The 19,593-nt window shown below is 70.2% G+C and carries 21 protein-coding genes; 15 read left to right on the top strand and 6 right to left on the bottom strand.

The features are described from left to right. The first annotated feature begins 99 nt into the window (after positions 1–99). Both ACFV0T_RS06430 and ACFV0T_RS06425 read left to right on the top strand, forming a co-directional pair. Positions 100–1,743 (top strand): RDD family protein, encoded by a 1,644-nt coding sequence (locus ACFV0T_RS06430; protein ID WP_385775058.1) that lies wholly within the window; start codon positions 100–102, stop codon positions 1,741–1,743. Positions 1,744–1,831: 88 nt separating this feature from the next. Further along, positions 1,832–2,578, top strand: a complete 747-nt coding sequence (locus ACFV0T_RS06425; protein WP_385775056.1) for an RDD family protein — start codon at positions 1,832–1,834, stop codon at positions 2,576–2,578. A 159-nt stretch (positions 2,579–2,737) separates the two neighbouring features. Here ACFV0T_RS06425 and ACFV0T_RS06420 read toward each other — a convergent pair whose 3' ends face one another. Then, positions 2,738–3,010 carry a hypothetical protein gene (locus ACFV0T_RS06420; protein WP_385775054.1) on the bottom strand — a complete coding sequence of 91 codons (273 nt, stop codon included), beginning with the start codon at positions 3,008–3,010 and terminating at the stop codon, positions 2,738–2,740. 403 nt (positions 3,011–3,413) lie between these two features. Between ACFV0T_RS06420 and ACFV0T_RS06415 the strand changes: the two genes are divergently transcribed. Together ACFV0T_RS06415 and ACFV0T_RS06410 are read left to right on the top strand one after the other, a co-directional pair. Then, positions 3,414–5,750 carry an immune inhibitor A domain-containing protein gene (locus ACFV0T_RS06415; protein ID WP_385775052.1) on the top strand — a complete coding sequence of 779 codons (2,337 nt, stop codon included), beginning with the start codon at positions 3,414–3,416 and terminating at the stop codon, positions 5,748–5,750. Between the two features lie 121 nt (positions 5,751–5,871). Further along, entirely contained in the window at positions 5,872–6,204 is a 333-nt protein-coding gene (locus ACFV0T_RS06410; RefSeq protein WP_385775050.1) for a hypothetical protein, read from the top strand. A gap of 145 nt (positions 6,205–6,349) precedes the next feature. Here the strand turns inward: ACFV0T_RS06410 and ACFV0T_RS06405 are convergent, their stop codons facing one another. Both ACFV0T_RS06405 and ACFV0T_RS06400 read right to left on the bottom strand, forming a co-directional pair. Beyond that, positions 6,350–6,934, bottom strand: a complete 585-nt coding sequence (locus ACFV0T_RS06405; protein WP_385775048.1) for an isochorismatase family protein — start codon at positions 6,932–6,934, stop codon at positions 6,350–6,352. Between the two features lie 139 nt (positions 6,935–7,073). Beyond that, positions 7,074–8,420, bottom strand: a complete 1,347-nt coding sequence (locus tag ACFV0T_RS06400; RefSeq protein WP_385775046.1) for a nicotinate phosphoribosyltransferase — start codon at positions 8,418–8,420, stop codon at positions 7,074–7,076. Positions 8,421–8,601: 181 nt separating this feature from the next. On the opposite strand from ACFV0T_RS06400, the gene clpS reads away from it, so the two are divergent. From clpS to ACFV0T_RS06365, 7 genes are all read left to right on the top strand, one after another. After that, positions 8,602–8,919, top strand: a complete 318-nt coding sequence (clpS, locus tag ACFV0T_RS06395) for an ATP-dependent Clp protease adapter ClpS (protein WP_031102986.1) — start codon at positions 8,602–8,604, stop codon at positions 8,917–8,919. 12 nt (positions 8,920–8,931) lie between these two features. Then, positions 8,932–9,537, top strand: coding sequence for a DUF2017 domain-containing protein (locus ACFV0T_RS06390; protein WP_385775044.1), 606 nt, complete (start codon positions 8,932–8,934; stop codon positions 9,535–9,537). Between the two features lie 317 nt (positions 9,538–9,854). Beyond that, positions 9,855–11,279, top strand: a complete 1,425-nt coding sequence (locus ACFV0T_RS06385; protein ID WP_385775042.1) for an amino acid permease — start codon at positions 9,855–9,857, stop codon at positions 11,277–11,279. A gap of 133 nt (positions 11,280–11,412) precedes the next feature. Further along, positions 11,413–11,835 carry a Mov34/MPN/PAD-1 family protein gene (locus tag ACFV0T_RS06380; protein WP_385775040.1) on the top strand — a complete coding sequence of 141 codons (423 nt, stop codon included), beginning with the start codon at positions 11,413–11,415 and terminating at the stop codon, positions 11,833–11,835. A 125-nt stretch (positions 11,836–11,960) separates the two neighbouring features. Further along, positions 11,961–12,056 carry a putative leader peptide gene (locus ACFV0T_RS06375; RefSeq protein WP_385775038.1) on the top strand — a complete coding sequence of 32 codons (96 nt, stop codon included), beginning with the start codon at positions 11,961–11,963 and terminating at the stop codon, positions 12,054–12,056. 122 nt (positions 12,057–12,178) lie between these two features. Beyond that, positions 12,179–12,457, top strand: coding sequence for a MoaD/ThiS family protein (locus tag ACFV0T_RS06370; protein ID WP_385775035.1), 279 nt, complete (start codon positions 12,179–12,181; stop codon positions 12,455–12,457). Positions 12,458–12,474: 17 nt separating this feature from the next. After that, positions 12,475–13,425 (top strand): PLP-dependent cysteine synthase family protein, encoded by a 951-nt coding sequence (locus tag ACFV0T_RS06365; RefSeq protein ID WP_385775033.1) that lies wholly within the window; start codon positions 12,475–12,477, stop codon positions 13,423–13,425. Positions 13,426–13,467: 42 nt separating this feature from the next. Here the strand turns inward: ACFV0T_RS06365 and ACFV0T_RS06360 are convergent, their stop codons facing one another. Continuing rightward, complete coding sequence (locus ACFV0T_RS06360; RefSeq protein WP_385775031.1) at positions 13,468–13,923, bottom strand: type II toxin-antitoxin system PemK/MazF family toxin; 456 nt, start codon at positions 13,921–13,923, stop codon at positions 13,468–13,470. 216 nt (positions 13,924–14,139) lie between these two features. Here ACFV0T_RS06360 and ACFV0T_RS06355 point away from each other — a divergent pair, with 216 nt between their 5' ends. After that, positions 14,140–14,892, top strand: a complete 753-nt coding sequence (locus ACFV0T_RS06355; RefSeq protein ID WP_385775029.1) for an MBL fold metallo-hydrolase — start codon at positions 14,140–14,142, stop codon at positions 14,890–14,892. Positions 14,893–14,978: 86 nt separating this feature from the next. Here the strand turns inward: ACFV0T_RS06355 and ACFV0T_RS06350 are convergent, their stop codons facing one another. Both ACFV0T_RS06350 and ACFV0T_RS06345 read right to left on the bottom strand, forming a co-directional pair. Next, positions 14,979–16,283, bottom strand: coding sequence for a PTS transporter subunit EIIC (locus tag ACFV0T_RS06350; RefSeq protein WP_385775027.1), 1,305 nt, complete (start codon positions 16,281–16,283; stop codon positions 14,979–14,981). A 179-nt stretch (positions 16,284–16,462) separates the two neighbouring features. Beyond that, on the bottom strand, positions 16,463–17,749 hold the full coding sequence (locus ACFV0T_RS06345) for a PTS transporter subunit EIIC (protein ID WP_385775025.1): 1,287 nt from the start codon (positions 17,747–17,749) through the stop codon (positions 16,463–16,465). A 176-nt stretch (positions 17,750–17,925) separates the two neighbouring features. On the opposite strand from ACFV0T_RS06345, the gene ACFV0T_RS06340 reads away from it, so the two are divergent. From ACFV0T_RS06340 to ACFV0T_RS06330, 3 genes are all read left to right on the top strand, one after another. Further along, positions 17,926–18,159, top strand: a complete 234-nt coding sequence (locus tag ACFV0T_RS06340; protein ID WP_385775023.1) for a glucose PTS transporter subunit EIIB — start codon at positions 17,926–17,928, stop codon at positions 18,157–18,159. A gap of 97 nt (positions 18,160–18,256) precedes the next feature. Beyond that, the gene (rph, locus tag ACFV0T_RS06335) at positions 18,257–18,994 is read left to right on the top strand and encodes a ribonuclease PH (protein ID WP_385775021.1); all 738 of its coding nucleotides are present in this window, start codon (positions 18,257–18,259) and stop codon (positions 18,992–18,994) included. Between the two features lie 142 nt (positions 18,995–19,136). Further along, on the top strand, positions 19,137–19,538 hold the full coding sequence (locus tag ACFV0T_RS06330; protein ID WP_385775019.1) for a hypothetical protein: 402 nt from the start codon (positions 19,137–19,139) through the stop codon (positions 19,536–19,538). Positions 19,539–19,593 lie beyond the last annotated feature (55 nt).

Raw genomic sequence — 19,593 nt, 5'->3', positions numbered from 1 at the left:
GAAAGGGGCGGGTCCGGCGGGACTGGCGGTGTGCGTTGCGCTCGTCTGATAGATGTGGAGGCCCCCATTTGACCCCCGAGCAGATACGGGACGACGGACATGAGCGCCCCAACCCCGGCACCCGGTGACGACAGGCCCCGCGAGGGGTATTACCCGGACCCGTCCATTCCTGGATATGTCCGGTACTGGAACGGTGCCTCCTGGGTACCGGGCACCAGCCGTCCGGCCCCGTCCGGCGGAGCGCCGCTCACGCCGCCGCCCGTCGGAGCGCCGGCGTCCGTGCCTGCGCCGGTCGAGGAGACCGGCCCGCACTTCTTCGACGAGGACCCCGGGCAGCAGCGGCCGGTCACCCCGGCCGAGGCCCAGCACGGCAGCCGTCCCGAGCCCGCGTCCGCCTGGGGCGCCGACCGCTCCCGGCAGTCCGGCTTCGGCGGCGACCAGGACCGCCGGGTCTCCTGGGGCGCGCCGCAGGGTGCCGACCCCCGGGTCGCCGCGGACCGGCCCGAACCGGGCGCGCCCGGGACGCCCGCGGACTCCGGCGACGTCCCCGCCGACGAGGCGTTCGTGTTCCGTCGGCCGACGGCCGGGTCCGGCGCGGCCGAGGGGTCCGGCGCCCCCGCTGATCAGGCCACTCCCGGCGACCCCCGCCCCGGCGGTCCCGCCGGGGACGAGGGCACCATGACCTTCCGCGCCGTCCCCCCGCGCACGGCGCGGCAGGACGGGGCGCGCGGAGCGCTGCCCGGGGGCACGTCCGCGCACGCGAGCGGCGTACCGGGCCCGGCCGGCGGCCCCGGGGCCGCCGGGTTCGGGCCGCAGGGGCCGGTGGGAGCTGGGGGCCAGGCGGGTGCCGCCGGGATGCCGGCGGCCGGTCCGCGGACCCCGGGCGCCGCGCCCGCCGAGGGGTTCGGGGCCGACGGCCACGGTCCACGGGGCCCCGTCGCGACGCCCGCCTCCGGCGCCGGTACCGGAGGCCCCGGTTTCGGTGCCGGGAAGGCCGCCGCGGCCCGTGCGGCGGCACCGGTACAAGCGCAGGCACCGTCGCAGGCGGAGGCCGCCGCTCCCGGCGTCCCCCAGCAGGCCGTTCCGCCCGCCGTCCCGGGCGCCGCGCCGATGATGCCGGTGACCAGCGGGCCGGGCGGCGGTCAGCCGTCCTGGGCACAGCAGGTGCACCGGCTGGCGGGCGCGGACGAGGGCCGGCCCGTGGCGCCCTGGAAGCCGCCGGTCGAGGACGTGTTCCAGGCGGCCGCCCGGCGCCGGGCGGCCGCCCGCCCCGCGGGGGTCGGCAAGCGCCTCGCCGCCCGGCTCGTCGACACGCTGGTCCTCGCGGCCGTCACCTCCGCGGCCGCCGTCCCGCTCGGCACGAAGGCGCTCGACCACGTCAACGAGAAGATCGACACGGCCAAGCTGTCCGGCCGGACCGTCACGGTCTGGCTGCTCGACGGCACGACGGCGGTCTACCTCGGCATCGTCCTCGCCGTGCTGCTCGGCTTCGGCATCCTCTACGAGGCGCTGCCCACCGCCAGGTGGGGCCGCACGCTGGGCAAGAAACTGTTCGGTCTGGAGGTGCGGGACATCGAGGGCCACGAGCCCCCGACCTTCGGCGCGGCCCTGCGCCGCTGGTTCGTCTACAGCGTTCCGGGGCTGCTGGGCATCGGTGTCGTGGGTGTCCTGTGGTGCCTGTTCGACCGGCCGTGGCACCAGTGCTGGCACGACAAGGCCGCGCACACGTTCGTGGCGGACTGACCGTATACGGGGGCGAGCCGCCGAAATCGGTACTCCGGACGGCCGCTCGCCGGATGCGGAGCCGTTGGGTTCGCGGTCGACTCGGGCCATGAGCAGCGAACCGCCCCCGGGCTCCGGTCAGCAGCCACCGGACGACGATCCGTTCAGGAAGCAGCCCCCGCCCGGGCAGGGCGCGGGCTCGCCGTACGACACCCCCCAGGGCGGCCAGGAACCCCCGCCTCCGGGCGGCGGTCAGCCGCCGTACGGCAGCGGCTCCCCGTACGGCAGCCAGCCGCCGCCCTACGGCGGCGACCCGTACGGCGGGGCAGGCCCCTACGGCGCGGGCGGCCCCCAGGGCGGCGGAGGTCCCTACGGCGGCGGCCAGTACCCGGCCGATCCGCTCGCCGGCATGCCCCCGCTCGCGGAGAGCGGCAAGCGCACCCTCGCCCGGATCATCGACCTCATCCTCGTGGGCATCGTCGTCTGGCTGGTCACCTGGCCCCTCGGGGTCCACGAGTACGACGTGAACGCCGACAAGATCTCCTACGGCAAGTCCTTCGTGCAGTCCCTCATCGCCGCCGTGCTCTACATCGCCTACGACACCTTCCTGATCGCCAGGTCGGGACAGACCCTCGGCATGAAGTGGCTCGGCATGCGGGTGGCCAATCTCGACAACGGCGCGACGCCCTCCACCCAGACCTCGCTGGTGCGCGCGGCGGTGCTGTGGATCCCGTTCGCCTTCTGCTGCGCCTGCATCTGGACGATCATCGCGGGCGGCTGGAGCTACTTCGACAAGCCCTACAAGCAGGGTCTGCACGACAAGGCGGCCAAGACGGTGGTGGTCAGCACCCGTTGACGCGACCGGCAGCGCATCCCGTCCCGTAGACGGCAGAAACGGCGGGTCCGTGTGAGCACGGGCCCGCCGACTGTGTGCCGGGGCGCCGGGGCGCCGCGGTGGAGCGGCGCCGCGGTGGAGCGGCGCCGCGGTGGGGCGCTGTCGCGGTGTCGAACCCCGTCAGGGAGCCGTCGGCACCCGCACCTCGACGTCCTCGGGCACCCGGACGGTCTCGGGTGCCTCGACGGCCTCGGGCCCCTCGGCCGCCGCGGCGGCGCGCGGCTTCGGCAGCGGGACCGTCATCGCCACCAGGAGTCCCAGCGCGAGTGCCGCGAGGGCGATGACCGCGATCCCCACACCCGAACTCGTCTGTGACAGCAGCAGCATGGCGAGCGTCGAGAAGATCACGGTGGATGAACCGTAGGCGAGCTGTGCGGCAGTCGGACGAGGCATGGCAATCGTGTCCTCGGATGAGAAAGGGGGGTGAGAGGGGGTATCGGCCTGGCTTTCCGCCGGCTTCCGGGTCTTCCGCCGGTCGACTCTAATCGGCTGCATGCCCGAGCGGAACGAACGGTAAGCGTGACCTGACGAACAGTGCCGGTGCACGGGGGGCGCACGGAGTCATGACGTCCAACAAGTGGACATTCGTACGCGCCTGTTGCGTTACGACCTCGTGTCCGCAATGCGAACGCCTGCTTCACATAATGCAGTTGTCCTGCTCAAGTCAAGGTCTGTCTTTTCTTCTAAACCAGTAGTCAAATGTCGTCACTTGACTACACGCGTATAACCCCGCGCGGACCTTCCATGAACAGGACCCCCCTCCGCGCGCCCGGTTTGCGTCAGGGGAGGACATCAAGTGAGCAGCAGACCATGGACGTTCAGAGCGGCCGCCACGGTCGTCGCCCTCGCGGCGGCCTCGGCGACGTTCTCGACCTTCGCGGTGGCGCAGGCCGCGGAGAACACCCCCGCGGTGGACCGGCACGACCCGCAGCCGGTGAAGAGCAAGGAGCACGACCTCGACGGCCCCCTGAGCAGGACCCAGGAGGCACAGCGCGAGGAGGCTCTCCAGCAGGTCATATCCGGCGAGGCCTCGGTGAAGGACCGGGACGGCTCGAAGGTCGTCCAGCTGAAGGGCCGCAAGGGCGACAGCAAGTACGTCGAGCTCGGCCGTGAGAAGACCGACAAGATCTTCACGATCCTCGTCGAGTTCGGCGACCAGGTCGACAGCCGCTACGGCGGCACGCCCGGCCCGCTGCACAACAAGATAGCCGCGCCGGACCGTGCCAAGGACAACAGCACGGCCTGGCAGGCGGACTACAACCAGAAGCACTTCCAGGACCTGTACTTCGGCGCCGGCAAGAACACCGAGTCGCTGAAGAAGTACTACGAGAAGCAGTCCTCCGGCCGCTACTCGGTCGACGGCGAGGTCACCGACTGGGTCAAGGTGCCCTACAACGAGGCCCGCTACGGCTCCAACAAGGCCTCCACCGGCGCCTGGTACGCGGTGCAGGACGGCGTCAACGCCTGGGTCGCCGAGCGCGAGGCCGCCGGTGACACGGCCGCCGAGATCAAGACGGAGCTGGCCCAGTTCGACCAGTGGGACCGCTACGACTACGACGGCGACGGCAACTTCAACGAGCCGGACGGCTACATCGACCACTTCCAGATCGTGCACGCCGGTGAGGACGAGTCCGCGGGCGGCGGCGCCCAGGGCGAGGACGCGATCTGGGCGCACCGCTGGTACGCCTTCGGCACCGACGCGGGTGCCACCGGTCCGGACAGCAACAAGCTCGGCGGCGCGCAGATCGGCGACACCGGTGTCTGGGTCGGCGACTACACCATCCAGCCGGAGAACGGCGGCCTGGGCGTCTACGCCCACGAGTACGGCCACGACCTCGGCCTGCCCGACGAGTACGACACCGCGGGCGGCGAGAACTCCACCGGTTTCTGGACCCTGATGTCGTCCGGTTCCTGGCTCGGCACCGGCAAGGACGCCATCGGTGACCTGCCCGGCGACATGAACGCCTGGGACAAGCTCCAGCTCGGCTGGCTCGACTACGACGTGGCGAAGGCCGGCAAGCGGTCCTCGCACACGCTGGGCGTCGCGGAGTACAACACCAAGAACCCGCAGGCCCTCGTGGTCACGCTGCCGAAGAAGACGGTCACCACCGACGTCGTCGCCCCGGCGCAGGGTGCCACGCAGTGGTGGAGCGGCAGCGGTGACGACCTGCGCAACACCCTGACCCGCTCGGTCGACCTGACCGGCAAGTCCGCCGCGAGCCTCACCCTCGACGGCTGGTGGGACATCGAGCAGGACTTCGACTACCTCTACACCGAGGTCTCCACCGACGGTGGCGCCAACTGGACGCCGGTCGACGGCACTCTGGCCGACGGCACCGCCGTCCCGCGTGACGGCAGCGGCAAGCCCGCCCTCACCGGCTCGGTGGACGCCTACCAGAAGCTGACGTTCCCGCTCGACGCCTACGCGGGCAAGAAGGTCGACCTGCGCTTCCGCTACCAGACCGACGGCGGTGTGGCGCAGAAGGGCTTCGCGGCCGACGAGATCACGGTGACCGCCGACGGCGCCGCCCTGTTCTCCGACAACGCCGAGTCCGCGGACGCGGCCTGGACGGCTGCGGGCTTCTCCCGCATCGGCGCGTCCATCACGGACGACTACGCGCAGTACTACATCGCCGAGAACCGCCAGTACGTGTCGTACGACAAGCAGTTGAAGACCGGCCCGTACAACTTCGGCTTCTCGACGACCCGTCCGGACTGGGTGGAGCACTACGCGTACCAGAACGGTCTGCTGATCTGGAAGTGGGACACCTCCCAGGCCGACGACAACACCAGCGCGCACCCGGGCACGGGCCTGATCCTGCCGATCGACTCGCACCCGACGCCGCTGAAGTGGTCCGACGGCACGCTGATGCGCAACCGCATCCAGGCCTACGACTCGCCGTTCAGCTGGTACCCGACCGACGCTGTCACGCTGCACCAGGCGGACGTCGCCACCAAGATCAAGTCGAAGCTCGGCGTCCCGGTCTTCGACGACCGCCGGTCGACGTACTACGACGTGTCGAACCCGTACGCCGGTGTCAAGGTCACTGACACCAACACCCGGATCTTGATCGTCCAGGAGCCGCTGAGCGGCTCGACGATCAAGGTCCAGGTTGGACCTTCCGCGAAGTAAGCAGAGTCTTCGCAGGTCAGAAGCGTATCGGCGGCAACCCCTTGGCGGGTTGCCGCCGGTCGTGTTTAGGTGCGTCCTGTGGATTTCTTATTGACACCGACGCTCACGGGGGTGTGACCGCATGGCCGCAGGAGGTTTCTGCAAACTGCCGAACGGCATGGTGGTGGTGGCACTGAATCTGCCCAGCCCCGCCGCCGACGGCTCGACGGGCGTCCGTGTCCTGGTCCACGCCCAGAACCGCGCGCGGGCCCTGACCAGGCTCCGCAACCTGGGCATGCGCGCCGTCTACCTGCGCGGCAACGCGGCTCCGCCGACCCCCGACGAGATCACTGCGGTCCTGCACCATCCCGACGGCCTGATATGGCGCACCTCGCCCGACAGCGCGGTCACCGTGGTGACGGAGCTGTGGCACCCCATCCGCGCCCTGCTGAGACGCCCGGCAGCCCCCGCGTAGGCCCCACGCGGCGGCCCCGCGGTAGCTCCTCGCAGTGGCCTCGCGGGCCGGACCCGATCGCGACCGCCCCGATCCCGATCGCGACCGCCCCGGCCCCGACCACGACCGCCTCGACGACCGGGGCCGAGCCCCGCCCGTGACCGGCCTAGACGACCGGCTTCCCGGTCAGTTCCACGCCCGCCGCCCGCAGCTCCTCCAGTGCCCGCTCGGTGGAGTCCTCGGCCACTCCCGCGGTCAGGTCGAGGAGCACCTGGGTGCGAAAGCCCTCCCGTGCCGCGTCCAGGGCGGTGGCCCGCACACAGTGGTCCGTGGCGATGCCCACCACGTCCACCTCGTCGATCTGCCGAGCCCTGAGCCAGTCGCCCAGGGAGACGCCGTTCTCGTCGGCGCCCTCGAAACCGCTGTACGCCGCCGCGTACGCCCCCTTGTCGAACACGGCGTCGATCGCCCCGGAGGCGACCACGGGCGCGAAGTTCGGGTGGAAACCCACCCCCTCCGTGCCGGCCACGCAGTGCGCCGGCCAGGAGCGGACGAAGTCGGGGTTGTCGGCGAAGTGGCCGCCGGGTGCGATGTGCAGGTCGCGGGTGGCCACCACGTGCCGGTAGCCGGCGGGCGCCTGCCCGATCAGCTCCGTGATCGCGGCGGCGACATCGGCACCTCCGGCCACCGCGAGGCTGCCTCCCTCGCAGAAGTCGTTCTGCACGTCTACGACGATCAAGGCGCGGCGCATGGTCGGTGTCCTTCGGCTATGGGGTCTTCGTGGGGAAGGGGTGCGGGGCCCGGCCGTGAAACTCCGAGCCTAGAGACTTCGGGGGCGATGCGGGAGGGGGCGGTCACGGACGGGGACGAGGGCGGCGAGGGCACTCGCTCTAGCTACCCGACCGCCCGTGGACGTACTCCGTAGGAAGGACGGGTTCCCCGCGCGAGAGCTGGGTGGCCGACAGCGGCAGCCGGGAGCGGACCGCGGCGTGGCGCTCGCGTGCGACGTCCAGGGGCTCGCGGGCGACCACCTCGCCGCTCTTGACCAGCTCGACCAGCAGTTGCCGGTCCGCCAGCTCGCCGGGCACCGCGCCCGTGCCGACGACCTCGGCCTCGGCGATCCCGTGCTCGTCCAGCCGTCGCGCGGCCCACTTGCGGCCGCCGACGGAGGTCTTGCCGCCGGTGGACTTCTTCGCCACCGGCAGCAGCGGCGCCTTCGGGTCGGCGGACTCGGCGCGGGCCACCAGCTTGTAGACCATCGAGCAGGTCGGGTGCCCGGACCCGGTCACCAGCTGCGTACCGACGCCGTACGCGTCCACGGGGGCCGCGGCCAGCGAGGCGATCGCGTACTCGTCCAGGTCGGAGGTCACGATGATCTTGGTGCCGGTCGCGCCCAGCTCGTCCAGCTGGTCGCGCACCCGGTGCGCGACCAGCAGCAGGTCGCCGGAGTCGATGCGCACGGCGCCCAGCTCGGGCCCGGCGACCTCGACGGCCGTACGGACCGCCGCGGCGACGTCGTAGGTGTCCACCAGCAGGGTCGTGCTCCGGCCCAGCGAGGCCACCTGTGCCCGGAACGCGTCCCGCTCGTGGTCGTGCAGCAGGGTGAAGGCGTGCGCGGAGGTGCCGACGGTGGGGATGTTGTAGCGGAAGCCGGCGGCCAGGTCGGAGGTGGAGGCGAAGCCGCCGAGGTACGCGGCGCGCGAGGCGGCGACGGCGGCCAGCTCATGGGTGCGCCGGGCGCCCATCTCGATCAGCGGCCGGTCCCCGGCGGCGGAGGACATCCGGGAGGCCGCGGCCGCGATCGCCGAGTCGTGGTTGAGGATGGAGAGGATCACCGTCTCCAGCAGTACGCACTCGGCGAAGGAGCCCTCGACCCGCATGATCGGGGAGCCCGGGAAGTACACCTCGCCCTCGGGGTAGCCCCAGACGTCACCGGAGAAGCGGTAGGCGGCGAGCCACTCCAGGGTCGCCTCGTCGACGATGGCCTGCTCCTGGAGGAAGCCCAGGACGTCCGTGTCGAAGCGGAAGTTCTCGATCGCGTCCAGGACCCGCCCGGTGCCCGCGACGACGCCGTAGCGCCGGCCGTCCGGCAGCCGCCGGGTGAAGACCTCGAACACGCTGCGCCGCTCGGCGGTGCCGGCCTTCAGGGCCGCCTGGAGCATCGTCAGCTCGTACTGGTCGGTGAAGAGGGCCGTAGAGGGAACGTCCACCGGCAGCCCAAAGTCCGCTACGTCCACCAAAGCTCTCCTCGCCGTGACTCTTCGGACACCCCCGGACGCCGCCGGGGGTCCGGAGGGCTGTCCCCCCGGGTGTGCAGCATGACGACGGATCGTACTCCCATTTCGTCAGTCTGACGATTTAAGGTTCGGGGGCGCTCGGGGCAGGGCGTTTGTGCGGCTGCCCCCCTCGGGTGGCAGCATGGGCTCTGTGACGTCACCCGCACCCCTGGAGATCGAACGCACCGAGTCGGCGGAGGAGGTTTTCGCCGTACCCGAGCCCGACGTCCCCTGGGTCACGATCGTCCACAACGACCCGGTCAACCTCATGAGCTATGTGACGTACGTCTTCCAGTCGTACTTCGGCTACTCCAAGGACAAGGCCACCAAGCTCATGCTCGATGTCCACCACAAGGGCCGGGCGGTCGTCTCCAGCGGCAGTCGCGAGGAGATGGAACGCGACGTGCAGGCCATGCACGGCTACGGTCTGTGGGCCACCCTCCAGCAGGACCGGAAGTAGCGAATCGCCTTCATGCCCGGACACTTCGAACCGCTTCCCGGCGGCGGCGCGGCCGTCGCCCTCGACGACGTCGAGATCTCCATCATCCGGTCGCTGACCGTGCAGCTCCTGGAGCTCATCGGTCCCGGCCCCGCCGAAGGCGCCGCGGACGACCCGCTCGCCGAGCTCTTCGCCGAGGGCCCGAGCGAACCGCCCGCCGACCCGGTCCTCAGAAGGCTCTTCCCGGACGCCTACGGCGACCCGGAGGGTCCCGCGGGTCCGAAGGAGGCCGAGGAGCAGCGGGCCCACTCCGCCGAGTTCCGCCGCTTCACCGAGAACGACCTGCGGGCCGGCAAGCGGGACAACGCCCTCGCGGTGATCCGCACCCTGGACGCGCTGGCCCCCGGCGCCGGTGACAGCGGCGCGGTGCTGGAGTTGTCGCCCGGGGAGTCCCGCCAGTGGCTGAACTCCCTCAACGACCTGCGGCTCGCGATCGGCTCCCGGCTGGAGATCAGCGACGAGGACGACACCGACGTCCTCTACCGCCTGCCGGACGAGGATCCGCGCAAGCCGATGGTGATGGCCTATCTCTGGCTGGGCGGGCTCCAGGAGACTCTCGTTTCCACCCTTATGCCCTGACATATCCGGCAACGTGTTCGCTCAGAGGACACTCAAATCCGGATAACGATCCCGTTACCGGGGCGGCCGACTGTGTCCACTTTGTGCACCCTTTGGTCGCCTCTTCTTGTGCGGTGCGCCACAAACCGCTCAGGTGATCGGCGTTGCGGGCGTGATAAATCTTCACGACCGCCCGGCGAACACCATCCATGTTCCGCCGGGTGCGCCACCGAGCCGACGACCGTCGGCCAGGCACAGCTCCATACATCCGGGGGGATCGCAACCCGATCCGAGGTCGACGAGAGGCCCGGGTCGGCATGGAGAAAGGCGCACCACACATGACCTCTGTGCAGGTCGACAAGGACAACACCCCCGAAGAGGGGTACGAGCGCGGGCTCGGCAGCCGCCAGGTCCAGATGATCGCGATCGGCGGAGCCGTCGGCGTCGGCCTCTTCCTCGGCGCAGGGGCGAACATCGCCAAGGCGGGCCCCAGCCTCATCCTCATGTACGCCCTCGCGGGCGTGATCATCTTCTTCATCATGCGGGCGCTCGGCGAGCTGCTGCTCTACCGCCCGGTCTCGGGCTCGTTCGCGGAGTACTCGCGCGAGTTCCTCGGCCCGTTCTTCGGCTACTTCACCGGCTGGACGTACTGGCTGATGTGGGTCGTCACCGGCATGGCGGAACTCACCGCCGCCGCGATCTACGTCAACTACTGGTTCCCCTCCGTCCCCCAATGGGTGACAGCACTGGTCTTCCTGGTCGTCCTGTTCGTGGCCAACCTGATCTCGGTCAAGCTCTTCGGCGAGATCGAGTTCTGGTTCTCGATGGTCAAGGTCACCGCGCTCATCGGCATGATCGTGATCGGCCTGGGCGTCCTCACCTTCGGCTTCAGCTCCGCCGGTGACACAGCCTCGGTCGCGAACCTCTGGCAGTTCGACGGCTTCTTCCCCAAGGGCATCGGCTCGTCCCTGATGACCCTCCAGGGCGTCATGTTCGCCTACCTCGCCGTCGAACTCGTCGGCGTCACGGCGGGCGAGTCCGAGAACCCGGAGAAGACCCTCCCCAAGGCGATCAACACGCTGCCCTGGCGCATCGCGCTGTTCTACGTCGGCGCCCTCACCGTCATCCTGTGCGTGGTGAAGTGGACCGAGTTCGCCCCCGGCGTCAGCCCCTTCGTCGAGGCCTTCGCGAAGATCGGCATCCCGGCGGGCGCGGGCATCGTCAACTTCGTCGTGCTGACCGCCGCCCTGTCCTCCTGCAACTCCGGCATGTACTCCACGGGCCGCATGCTGCGCACCCTCGCGGACAACGGCGAGGCCCCGAGGGTCTTCAACCGGCTCTCCTCGACGAAGACCCCGGCGATCGGCATCACCGTCTCCATGCTCTTCATGGGCATCGGCGTGGTCCTGAACTACGTCGTCCCCGAGAAGGCCTTCGGCTACGTCACCTCCGTCGCCACCGCGGCCGGCATCTGGACCTGGCTGATGATCCTGATCAGCCACGTCCTCTACCGCCGCGCGGTCGTGGCGGGCCGCCTGCCCGCCTCCTCCTTCCCGGCGCCGGGCGGCGCGGTGTGCTCCTACATCGCCATCGCGTTCCTCCTCTTCGTCACCGGCCTCATCGCCTACGACGCCGACTCCCGGGTCTGCCTCTACGTGATGGCCGGCTGGGCCGCCGCCCTGGCCATCGGCTGGTCGGTGCTCAAGACCCGCAACCCGCAGGTCGCCGAGCGCGGCGAACCGGCACTGGAGAACGCCGGCTGATCACCCCCGAGGACGTCCGGCCGCAGGGAGTGCTCGTGGCACCCCCTCCGGCAGCCGCTCAGGACGTCCGGCATACGGGCCCTGCCGTACCGACCCTCGGTACGGCAGGGCCCGTCTGTTTATCCTGACCGGCATGCTGACCATCACCCAGGACCTGTACGACCGGATCGTCGAACACGCCCGCCAGGACCACCCCGACGAGGCGTGCGGCGTGGTCGCCGGTCCGGTGGGGGAGGGCCGGCCCGAGCGCTTCGTCCCCATGCTGAACGCGGCCCGCTCGCCCACGTTCTACGAGTTCGACTCGCAGGACCTCCTCAGGCTCTACCGCGACCTGGACGACCGCGACGAGGAGCCGGTGATCATCTACCACTCCCACACCGCGACCGAGGCCTACCCCTCCCGCACCGACATCTCCTACGCCAACGAGCCCGGCGCGCACTACGTCCTCGTCTCGACCGCGGACACCGACGACGCGGGCGACTTCCAGTTCCGCTCCTTCCGGATCGTCGAGGGCGAGGTCACGGAGGAGGAGGTCAAGGTCGTGACGGCGTACTGACACCGGGGCCCGGAACACCGGGAGCGGGCCGCCCCGAACCGCGCTGTCTCACTCCCCGGCCGGAACTCGTCCGGAATGTGGGATCACATTCCGGGACCCGGACCGGGAATCGATACGATGAGCCCATGGTTTCCCACGACGTGAGTGACAGGACGCCGGGCACGCTGCTCGTGGCGCGGCTGCACGTCGACCTGTGCAGGCTCGCCAGCGCCATCTGTTGACGCAGACCCCTGCCGCCGTACGGCCGTGAGCCCTCGGCGCCCGACCCGTGTACGGACACCGAGCACGCCCCGCGCCGCCGCGCGCCCACCGACCTGACCACTCCCGACAGGAGCCCTGAGCCATGGCCATCGAGGTCCGCATCCCCACCATCCTCCGCACCTACACCGACGGCGCGAAGGCGGTCGACGCCAACGGGGAGACCCTCGCCGAGCTCTTCGCCGACCTCGACACCCGGCACACGGGTATCCAGGCCCGCATCGTCGACGGCGGCGAACTGCGCCGCTTCGTCAACGTCTACCTCAACGACGAGGACGTCCGCTTCCTCGACGGCATCAACACCAAGCTGTCCGACGGCGACAACGTGACGATCCTGCCGGCCGTCGCCGGCGGCATGGCCTGATCGGCTCCCGGTCACCCATGCGCTACGACTCCCCGCTGGCCGCGGTGGGCAACACCCCTCTGGTGCGCCTGCCGCGGCTGTCGCCGTCCCCCGACGTCCGCATCTGGGCCAAGCTGGAGGACCGCAACCCCACCGGCTCCGTCAAGGACCGCCCGGCCCTGCACATGATCGAGCAGGCGGAGAAGGACGGCCGCCTCACCCCGGGCTGCACCATCCTCGAACCCACCTCCGGCAACACCGGCATCTCCCTCGCCATGGCGGCCAAGCTCAAGGGCTACCGCATGGTGTGCGTGATGCCCGAGAACACCTCGCAGGAACGCCGGGACCTGCTCGGCATGTGGGGCGCGCAGATCATCCCCTCCCCGGCCGCGGGCGGCTCCAACACCGCCGTACGGGTCGCCAAGGAACTGGCCGCCGAACACCCGGACTGGGTGATGCTCTACCAGTACGGCAACCCCGACAACGCCGGCGCCCACTACGCCACCACCGGCCCGGAGATCCTCGCCGACCTCCCCTCCGTCACCCACTTCGTGGCCGGCCTCGGCACGACGGGCACGCTGATGGGAGTCGGCCGCTACCTCCGCGAGCACAAGCCGGACGTACGGATCGTCGCCGCCGAACCGCGCTACGACGACCTGGTCTACGGCCTGCGCAACCTCGACGAGGGCTTCGTCCCCGAGCTCTACGACGCCTCCGTCCTGACCAGCCGCTTCTCCGTCGGCTCGGCGGACGCGGTGACCCGCACCCGCGAGCTGCTCCAGCAGGAGGGCATCTTCGCCGGCGTCTCCACCGGCGCCGCCCTGCACGCCGCGCTCGGCGTCGGCACCAAGGCGGTCAAGGCGGGCGAGAGCGCCGACATCGTGTTCGTGGTGGCCGACGGCGGCTGGAAGTACCTCTCCACCGGCGTCTACACCGCGGCCACCACCGAGGAGGCCATCGCGACCCTCCAGGGCCAGCTCTGGGCCTGAGCCGGGACCGGTCTACGGGCCCTGACGGCCCAAGGGCACGCCCTACGTCGTGAGGTGGCGGACCTGGTCCCACAGGACCGGGTCCACCACACCCACCCGCCGCCGGAAGTCGACCAACGGCACCTGGCGCAGCTCGTCCGTCTCCAGGAAACTCGCCCGCCCCTGCGCGTCCCCGACCGCACCCGGCGGCAGCGGGATCACCCCGGCCCGCTCGTCGTGGTACCTGCTCGTGATCTTCGCGACCGTCGCCCGCCGCCCGCGCACCGACAGCACCAGACACGGCCGGTCCTTGCCCCCCGGCCCGTCCTCGTACGGCACGCTCGCCCACCAGATCTCCGCCGGCCGCGGCCGCCCGGCGACCCCGCGCCGCCCGGGCCGCCCCGGGGGTCGGCTCCTGCGCCGGGGCGGCCGGCCGCTGCGGCCCCAGCCGTCGACGAGCACGGCGACCAGCGCGAGCAGCACCACCGCCGCCAGTGCCAGCCACCATGACGTGTCCATACGACGACGTTACCGGCGTGCATTCACCATCGCGCGCCCTATCCCGCGCCCCTTGCACCGCACTTCCAGCCGAACCGGTGACACCACAGGTGAGTTCGCCCACAACGGCCCCTGGCGGAGGAGCGACCGGGGGTTTTGCGCCTTACGCTCGACGGATCGCACGACCCCCGTCTCCCTGTTTCCCAGCTGTTCCCCGCCAGCGGAGGTTTCTGCTTTATGAAGCTCACCGTCGTCGGCTGCTCGGGGTCGTTCCCGTCCGCGGAATCGGCCTGCTCGAGCTACCTCGTAGAGGCCGACGGCTTCCGGCTGCTGCTCGACATGGGCAACGGTGCCCTGGGCGAGTTGCAGCGCCATTGCGGTCTCTACGACCTCGACGCGATCTTTCTGAGCCATCTGCACGCCGACCACTGCATCGACATGTGCGCCTACTTCGTCGCGCGCTACTACCGCCACGACGGTGGCCGCTGCGACCCGCTCCCGGTCTACGGACCCGAGGGCACCGAACACCGTCTCACCACGGCCTACGCCGACACCCCCACCGCCTCGTCCATGAGCGAGGTCTTCGACTTCCACACCGTCAAGCCGTCCACCTTCGAGGTCGGCCCCTTCACCGTGCACACCGAACGCGTGGCCCACCCCGTGGAGGCGTACGCCATCCGGATCGAGCACGGCGGCCGCTCGCTGACGTACTCCGGTGACACGGGTGCCACCGCGGTGCTGGAGGAACTCGCCCGGGACACCGACCTGTTCCTGTGCGAGGCCGCCTTCACGCACGGCAAGGAGGACATCCCCGACCTCCACCTCAACGGCCGCGAGGCGGGTGAGACGGCGGCCCGGGCCGGTGCCCGCCGCCTCGTCCTGACCCACATCCCGCCGTGGACGGACCCCAGCATCAACCTGGCGGACGCGCGGGCGGTGTACGACGGGCCGGTGGAGCTGGCGGCGCCGAGGGTGTCGTACGAGATATAGCTCGGACACCGGCGACACCGGCGGACACACGAAGGCCCCGCAACCGAGTCGGTCGCGGGGCCTTCGTCATGCCCTGGGAGGGGGACTCACGCCTTCGTGAGGTCCTCGACCTCCTCCTCGGGCTCACGGCCCGGGGTGGGGAGGTTGAACTTGGTGATCGCGAAGCGGAAGACGCTGTAGTAGATCGCGGCGAACACCAGGCCGACCGGGATCATCAACCAGGGCTTGGTGGAGATGCCCCAGTTGATCAGGACGTCGGTGAGGCCGGCCGAGAAGCCGAAGCCCATGTGGATGCCCAACGCCCAGGTCACGGCCATCGACACCGCGGTCAGGACCGCGTGGATGGCGTACAGCACCGGCGCGATGAACATGAACGAGAACTCGATCGGCTCGGTCACACCGGTGACGAACGAGGTCAGGGCCAGCGACATCATCATGCCCAGCACGGCCTTGCGGCGCTCGGGGCGGGCGGAGTGCGCGATGGCCAGGGCGGCGGCCGGCAGACCGAACATCATGATCGGGAAGAAGCCGGTCATGAACAGACCGGCGTTCGGGTCGCCCGCGAAGAAGCGCGGCAGGTCGCCGTGGACGACGGTGCCCGCGGAGTCGGTGAAGTCGCCGATCTGGAACCAGGCGACGGAGTTCACGAACTGGTGCATGCCGATCGGGATCAGGCCGCGGTTGATCAGACCGAACAGGGCCGCGCCGAAGGAGCCCAGGCCGGTCATCCACTCGCCGAAGTCGGTGATGACGTCACCGATGGGCTGCCATCCGAGGACGACCAGGACACCGAGGGCGGTGCCGACGACGGCCGTGATGATCGGCACGAGCCGGCGGCCGTTGAAGAAGCCGAGCCAGTCGACGAGTTGCTTGCGGTGGTAGCGCTGCCACAGCACCGCTGTCAGCAGGCCGAGAATGATGCCGCCGAGCACGCCCGGGTTCTGGAAGGTCGCCGTCTGGGCGGCCTCGTTGCCCTTCTGCCAGAAACCGCCGAAGAGGCCGGTCGCCGTGTACGTGGCGCCGTCGTGGCCGTCCTCGATCGGGAACTGGTGGATCACCGCGTAGTAGGTCAGGAAGCCGACCACGGCGGCCAGGGCCGTCGAGCCGTCGGCCTTCTTGGCGAAGCCGATGGCCACGCCTATGCAGAAGAGCAGGGGCAACCCGAAGGAGCTGTCCAGGAGGGCACCGCCGGCTCCGGCGAAGACCTTCGCGACGTCCGTGGGGAGGTGCAGCTTCTCCTTGACGTCCGGCTGCCCCAGCCGCAGCAGAAGACTCGCCGCCGGCAGCACGGCGATCGGCAGCTGCAGGCTGCGGCCGACCTTCTGCAGGCCCTGGAACAGGCCGGATCCCCGCTTCTTTGCGGGGGCCGCCGGTACGGTGGCGGTGCTCATAGACTTCCTCCATCGGGGGGCATGGTCTACACCACTCAGTGGTGTAGACCTGTTGTACACGATGAAGGCGGTATAAGGAACCCGTCAAATTCGCAACCGGAGCACTACGCGCAGTGCCCCTCGCGCTACCCCCGCGGCGCCCGCCGGCGACCCTCGTCGACCTTCGCCGACCCCTCCGGTCAGACCTTGGTCACGTCCTCCACCTCGTCCTCCGGCTCCCGCCCCGGCGTCTTCAGATCGAACCGCATGATCGCGAAACGGAACACCACGTAATAGAGGACGGCGAAGCACAGCCCGATCGGGATGATCGCCCACGGTTTCGTCGCCAGCTGCCAGTTGATGACGTAGTCGATCAACCCCGCCGAGAACGCGAACCCGTCGTGCACCCCCAGCCCCCACGTCACCGCCATCGACACCCCCGTCAACAGCGCGTGGAACACGTACAGCAGCGGCGCGACGAACAGGAACGAGTACTCCAGCGGCTCGGTGATCCCGGTGACGAACGACGTCAGCGCCACCGACAGCATCAGACCCCCCACCTCCTTGCGCCGGTGCGGCTTCGCGCAGTGCGTGATCGCCAGCGCCGCCGCCGGCAGCGCGAACATCATGATCGGGAAGAAGCCCGAGGTGAACTGCCCCGCGTGCGGATCACCCGCCAGGAACATGTTGATGTCACCGTGCACCACCGTGCCGTCGGGCTCGACGAAGGTGCCGAACTGGAACCAGAGCGGCACGTTCAGGAACTGGTGCAGCCCGATCACCAGCAACGCCCGGTTCGCGACCCCGAAGATGCCCGCACCCCAGGCACCCAGGTCACTCAGCCAGTCGCTGAAGCTCTCCAGCGCGCCACCGATCGGCGGCCAGATCCACAGACACAGAGCCGCGAACACGATCGCCGCGAACGCCATGATGATCGGCACCAGCCGGCGGCCGTTGAAAAAACCCAGCCAGTCCACCAGCCTCGTACGGTGATAGCGCGCCCAGAAGAAGGCCGCCAGCAGCCCCACCACGATCCCGCCGAACACCCCCGGGTTCTGGTACGTGAACGCCGTCACCGACCCGTCCGTCACCTGACAGCCCGTGGCGACCGGCCGCGACCCCGGCGCGCAGTCCTCCGGGAACTGACGCAGCACATTGAAGTAGACGAGGAAACCCGCCACCGCCGCCAGCGCGGTGGACCCGTCGGACTTCTTGGCCATCCCGATCGCCACGCCCACACAGAACAGCAGGGGCAACCCCAGGGAACCGTCCAGCAGCGCGCCACCCGCGCCCTTCATCACCTGCGAGACATCGGTCCAGCCCAGCCCGTCGGCCCCGAACATGTCCGGCTGCCCGAGCCGGTTGAGGATGCCCGCGGCCGGCAGCACGGCGATGGGGAGCTGAAGACTGCGCCCCATCTTCTGCAGGCCCTGGAACAGGGTGTTCCAGCGCCGGCGCGCGGGACCGGCCAAGGCGTCGGCGCTCATCGGGCTCCTCCCGCGGGGACCGGGTTTGGCGACCGTCCGCGAGGTGGTGTAGACCAGTTGACGCACGGTTCCGCTGTCGTGACCGCCATCCTTCGGCACCCACGACACGACCGCTCGCGAAGATGGGCCAACTGTGGGTTACTGCGACAAAGCGGTTCGGATCAGGGAGAAGGAACATGGCCACGAAGGCTGAGAAGATCGTTGCCGGGCTCGGCGGCATCGACAACATCGAAGAGGTCGAAGGCTGCATCACCCGGCTCCGTACCGAGGTCGCCGACCCGGGCCTGGTCGACGACGCCGCGCTCAAGGCCGCCGGCGCCCACGGCGTCGTCAAGATGGGCACCGCCATCCAGGTCGTCATCGGCACCGACGCCGACCCGATCGCCGCGGAGATCGAAGACATGATGTGAGGCACCCCCTCACCACCTGAGGCACCCCCTCACCCGGACAGGGGCCCTTCCCACCATGGGACGGGCCCCCTCCTTATGTACGGCTAGGCTCAGCGCCATGTCTCGAATCGACGGCCGCACCCCCGAACAGCTCCGCCCCGTCACCATCGAACGCGGCTGGAGCAAGCACGCCGAGGGCTCCGTCCTCGTCTCCTTCGGCGACACGAAGGTCTTCTGCACCGCCTCCGTCACCGAAGGCGTCCCCCGCTGGCGCAAGGGCAGCGGCGAGGGCTGGGTCACCGCGGAGTACTCCATGCTGCCCCGCGCCACCAACACCCGCGGCGACCGCGAATCCGTCCGCGGCAAGATCGGCGGCCGCACCCACGAGATCAGCCGCCTCATCGGCCGCTCCCTGCGCGCGGTCATCGACTACAAGGCACTCGGCGAGAACACCATCGTCCTCGACTGCGACGTCCTCCAGGCCGACGGCGGCACCCGCACCGCCGCCATCACCGGCGCCTACGTCGCCCTCGCGGACGCCATCACCTGGGCCCAGGGCCGCAAACTCGTCAAGGCCGGACGACAGCCCCTCACCGGCACCGTCTCCGCCGTCTCCGTCGGCATCGTCGGCGGCGTACCCCTCCTGGACCTCTGCTACGAAGAAGACGTCCGCGCCGAGACCGACATGAACGTCGTCTGCACCGGCGACGGCCGCTTCGTCGAGGTCCAGGGCACCGCCGAGGCCGAGCCCTTCGCCCGCGACGAACTCAACTCCCTCCTCGACCTCGCCGTTTCCGGCTGCGTCGAACTCGCCGCCGTACAGCGCACGGCACTTGATACCGTCCTCGGAAAGTAAAGGGGACACCAAGCAGGCCGGCCCGGACGGGCAACCACACCTCCGACCTCGGCGTCCCTACCTGTACGGGCGCACGGCACACCACCGTGCGCCCGACATCGCAACGGGGGCCCTCGGGCCCGAACAGGGGAGGGAACCACCCATGGGCGCGAGCCGACGCAGAGGTCGCCGTACCGCCATAGCCGCCGTCATCGCGGCCGTCGCACTCACCACCGGCCTGACCACCGGCTGCGACGCCGTCAACAAGGCACTCGACTGCGTCCAGACCGCGGACACCATCGCCGACAGCGTCACCGACCTCCAACAGGCCGTCGAGAACACCTCGAACGACCCGACCCAGCTCGGCGAATCCCTCACCTCCATCGAGAACGACCTCGACCGGATCGGCGACAAGACCGACAACACCGACGTCAACAAGGCGGTCGACGACCTGCGCAAGGCCGTGGGCAACGTCCGCACCGCCGTCGACAACGGCGACAACACCCCCGACCTCAGCCCCGTCACCGACGCCGCCGGCGAACTGACGAAGGTCTGCACACCGTAAGAGACGTCTTACCGGCCACCGGGCGAGGCACCGGACGGGCCCCGGGATACTGGAC

Source organism: Streptomyces sp. NPDC059582, assembly GCF_042735715.1.
Lineage (GTDB): Bacteria > Actinomycetota > Actinomycetes > Streptomycetales > Streptomycetaceae > Streptomyces.
Note: the sequence above shows the minus strand (reverse complement) of the source record. Positions and strands in the feature narration are given on the sequence as shown.

Excerpts from the sequence above, each read along its gene's own strand:
- ACFV0T_RS06430 (WP_385775058.1), top strand. The coding sequence starts at position 100 with ATGAGCGCCCCAACCCCGGCACCCGGTGACGACAGGCCCCGCGAGGGG.
- ACFV0T_RS06425 (WP_385775056.1), top strand. The coding sequence starts at position 1,832 with ATGAGCAGCGAACCGCCCCCGGGCTCCGGTCAGCAGCCACCGGACGAC.
- ACFV0T_RS06420 (WP_385775054.1), bottom strand. The coding sequence starts at position 3,010 with ATGCCTCGTCCGACTGCCGCACAGCTCGCCTACGGTTCATCCACCGTG.
- ACFV0T_RS06410 (WP_385775050.1), top strand. The coding sequence starts at position 5,872 with ATGGCCGCAGGAGGTTTCTGCAAACTGCCGAACGGCATGGTGGTGGTG.
- ACFV0T_RS06405 (WP_385775048.1), bottom strand. The coding sequence starts at position 6,934 with ATGCGCCGCGCCTTGATCGTCGTAGACGTGCAGAACGACTTCTGCGAG.
- clpS (WP_031102986.1), top strand. The coding sequence starts at position 8,602 with ATGGGCTCTGTGACGTCACCCGCACCCCTGGAGATCGAACGCACCGAG.
- ACFV0T_RS06390 (WP_385775044.1), top strand. The coding sequence starts at position 8,932 with ATGCCCGGACACTTCGAACCGCTTCCCGGCGGCGGCGCGGCCGTCGCC.
- ACFV0T_RS06385 (WP_385775042.1), top strand. The coding sequence starts at position 9,855 with ATGACCTCTGTGCAGGTCGACAAGGACAACACCCCCGAAGAGGGGTAC.
- ACFV0T_RS06380 (WP_385775040.1), top strand. The coding sequence starts at position 11,413 with ATGCTGACCATCACCCAGGACCTGTACGACCGGATCGTCGAACACGCC.
- ACFV0T_RS06375 (WP_385775038.1), top strand. The coding sequence starts at position 11,961 with ATGGTTTCCCACGACGTGAGTGACAGGACGCCGGGCACGCTGCTCGTG.
- ACFV0T_RS06370 (WP_385775035.1), top strand. The coding sequence starts at position 12,179 with ATGGCCATCGAGGTCCGCATCCCCACCATCCTCCGCACCTACACCGAC.
- ACFV0T_RS06365 (WP_385775033.1), top strand. The coding sequence starts at position 12,475 with ATGCGCTACGACTCCCCGCTGGCCGCGGTGGGCAACACCCCTCTGGTG.
- ACFV0T_RS06360 (WP_385775031.1), bottom strand. The coding sequence starts at position 13,923 with ATGGACACGTCATGGTGGCTGGCACTGGCGGCGGTGGTGCTGCTCGCG.
- ACFV0T_RS06355 (WP_385775029.1), top strand. The coding sequence starts at position 14,140 with ATGAAGCTCACCGTCGTCGGCTGCTCGGGGTCGTTCCCGTCCGCGGAA.
- ACFV0T_RS06350 (WP_385775027.1), bottom strand. The coding sequence starts at position 16,283 with ATGAGCACCGCCACCGTACCGGCGGCCCCCGCAAAGAAGCGGGGATCC.
- ACFV0T_RS06345 (WP_385775025.1), bottom strand. The coding sequence starts at position 17,749 with ATGAGCGCCGACGCCTTGGCCGGTCCCGCGCGCCGGCGCTGGAACACC.
- ACFV0T_RS06340 (WP_385775023.1), top strand. The coding sequence starts at position 17,926 with ATGGCCACGAAGGCTGAGAAGATCGTTGCCGGGCTCGGCGGCATCGAC.
- rph (WP_385775021.1), top strand. The coding sequence starts at position 18,257 with ATGTCTCGAATCGACGGCCGCACCCCCGAACAGCTCCGCCCCGTCACC.
- ACFV0T_RS06330 (WP_385775019.1), top strand. The coding sequence starts at position 19,137 with ATGGGCGCGAGCCGACGCAGAGGTCGCCGTACCGCCATAGCCGCCGTC.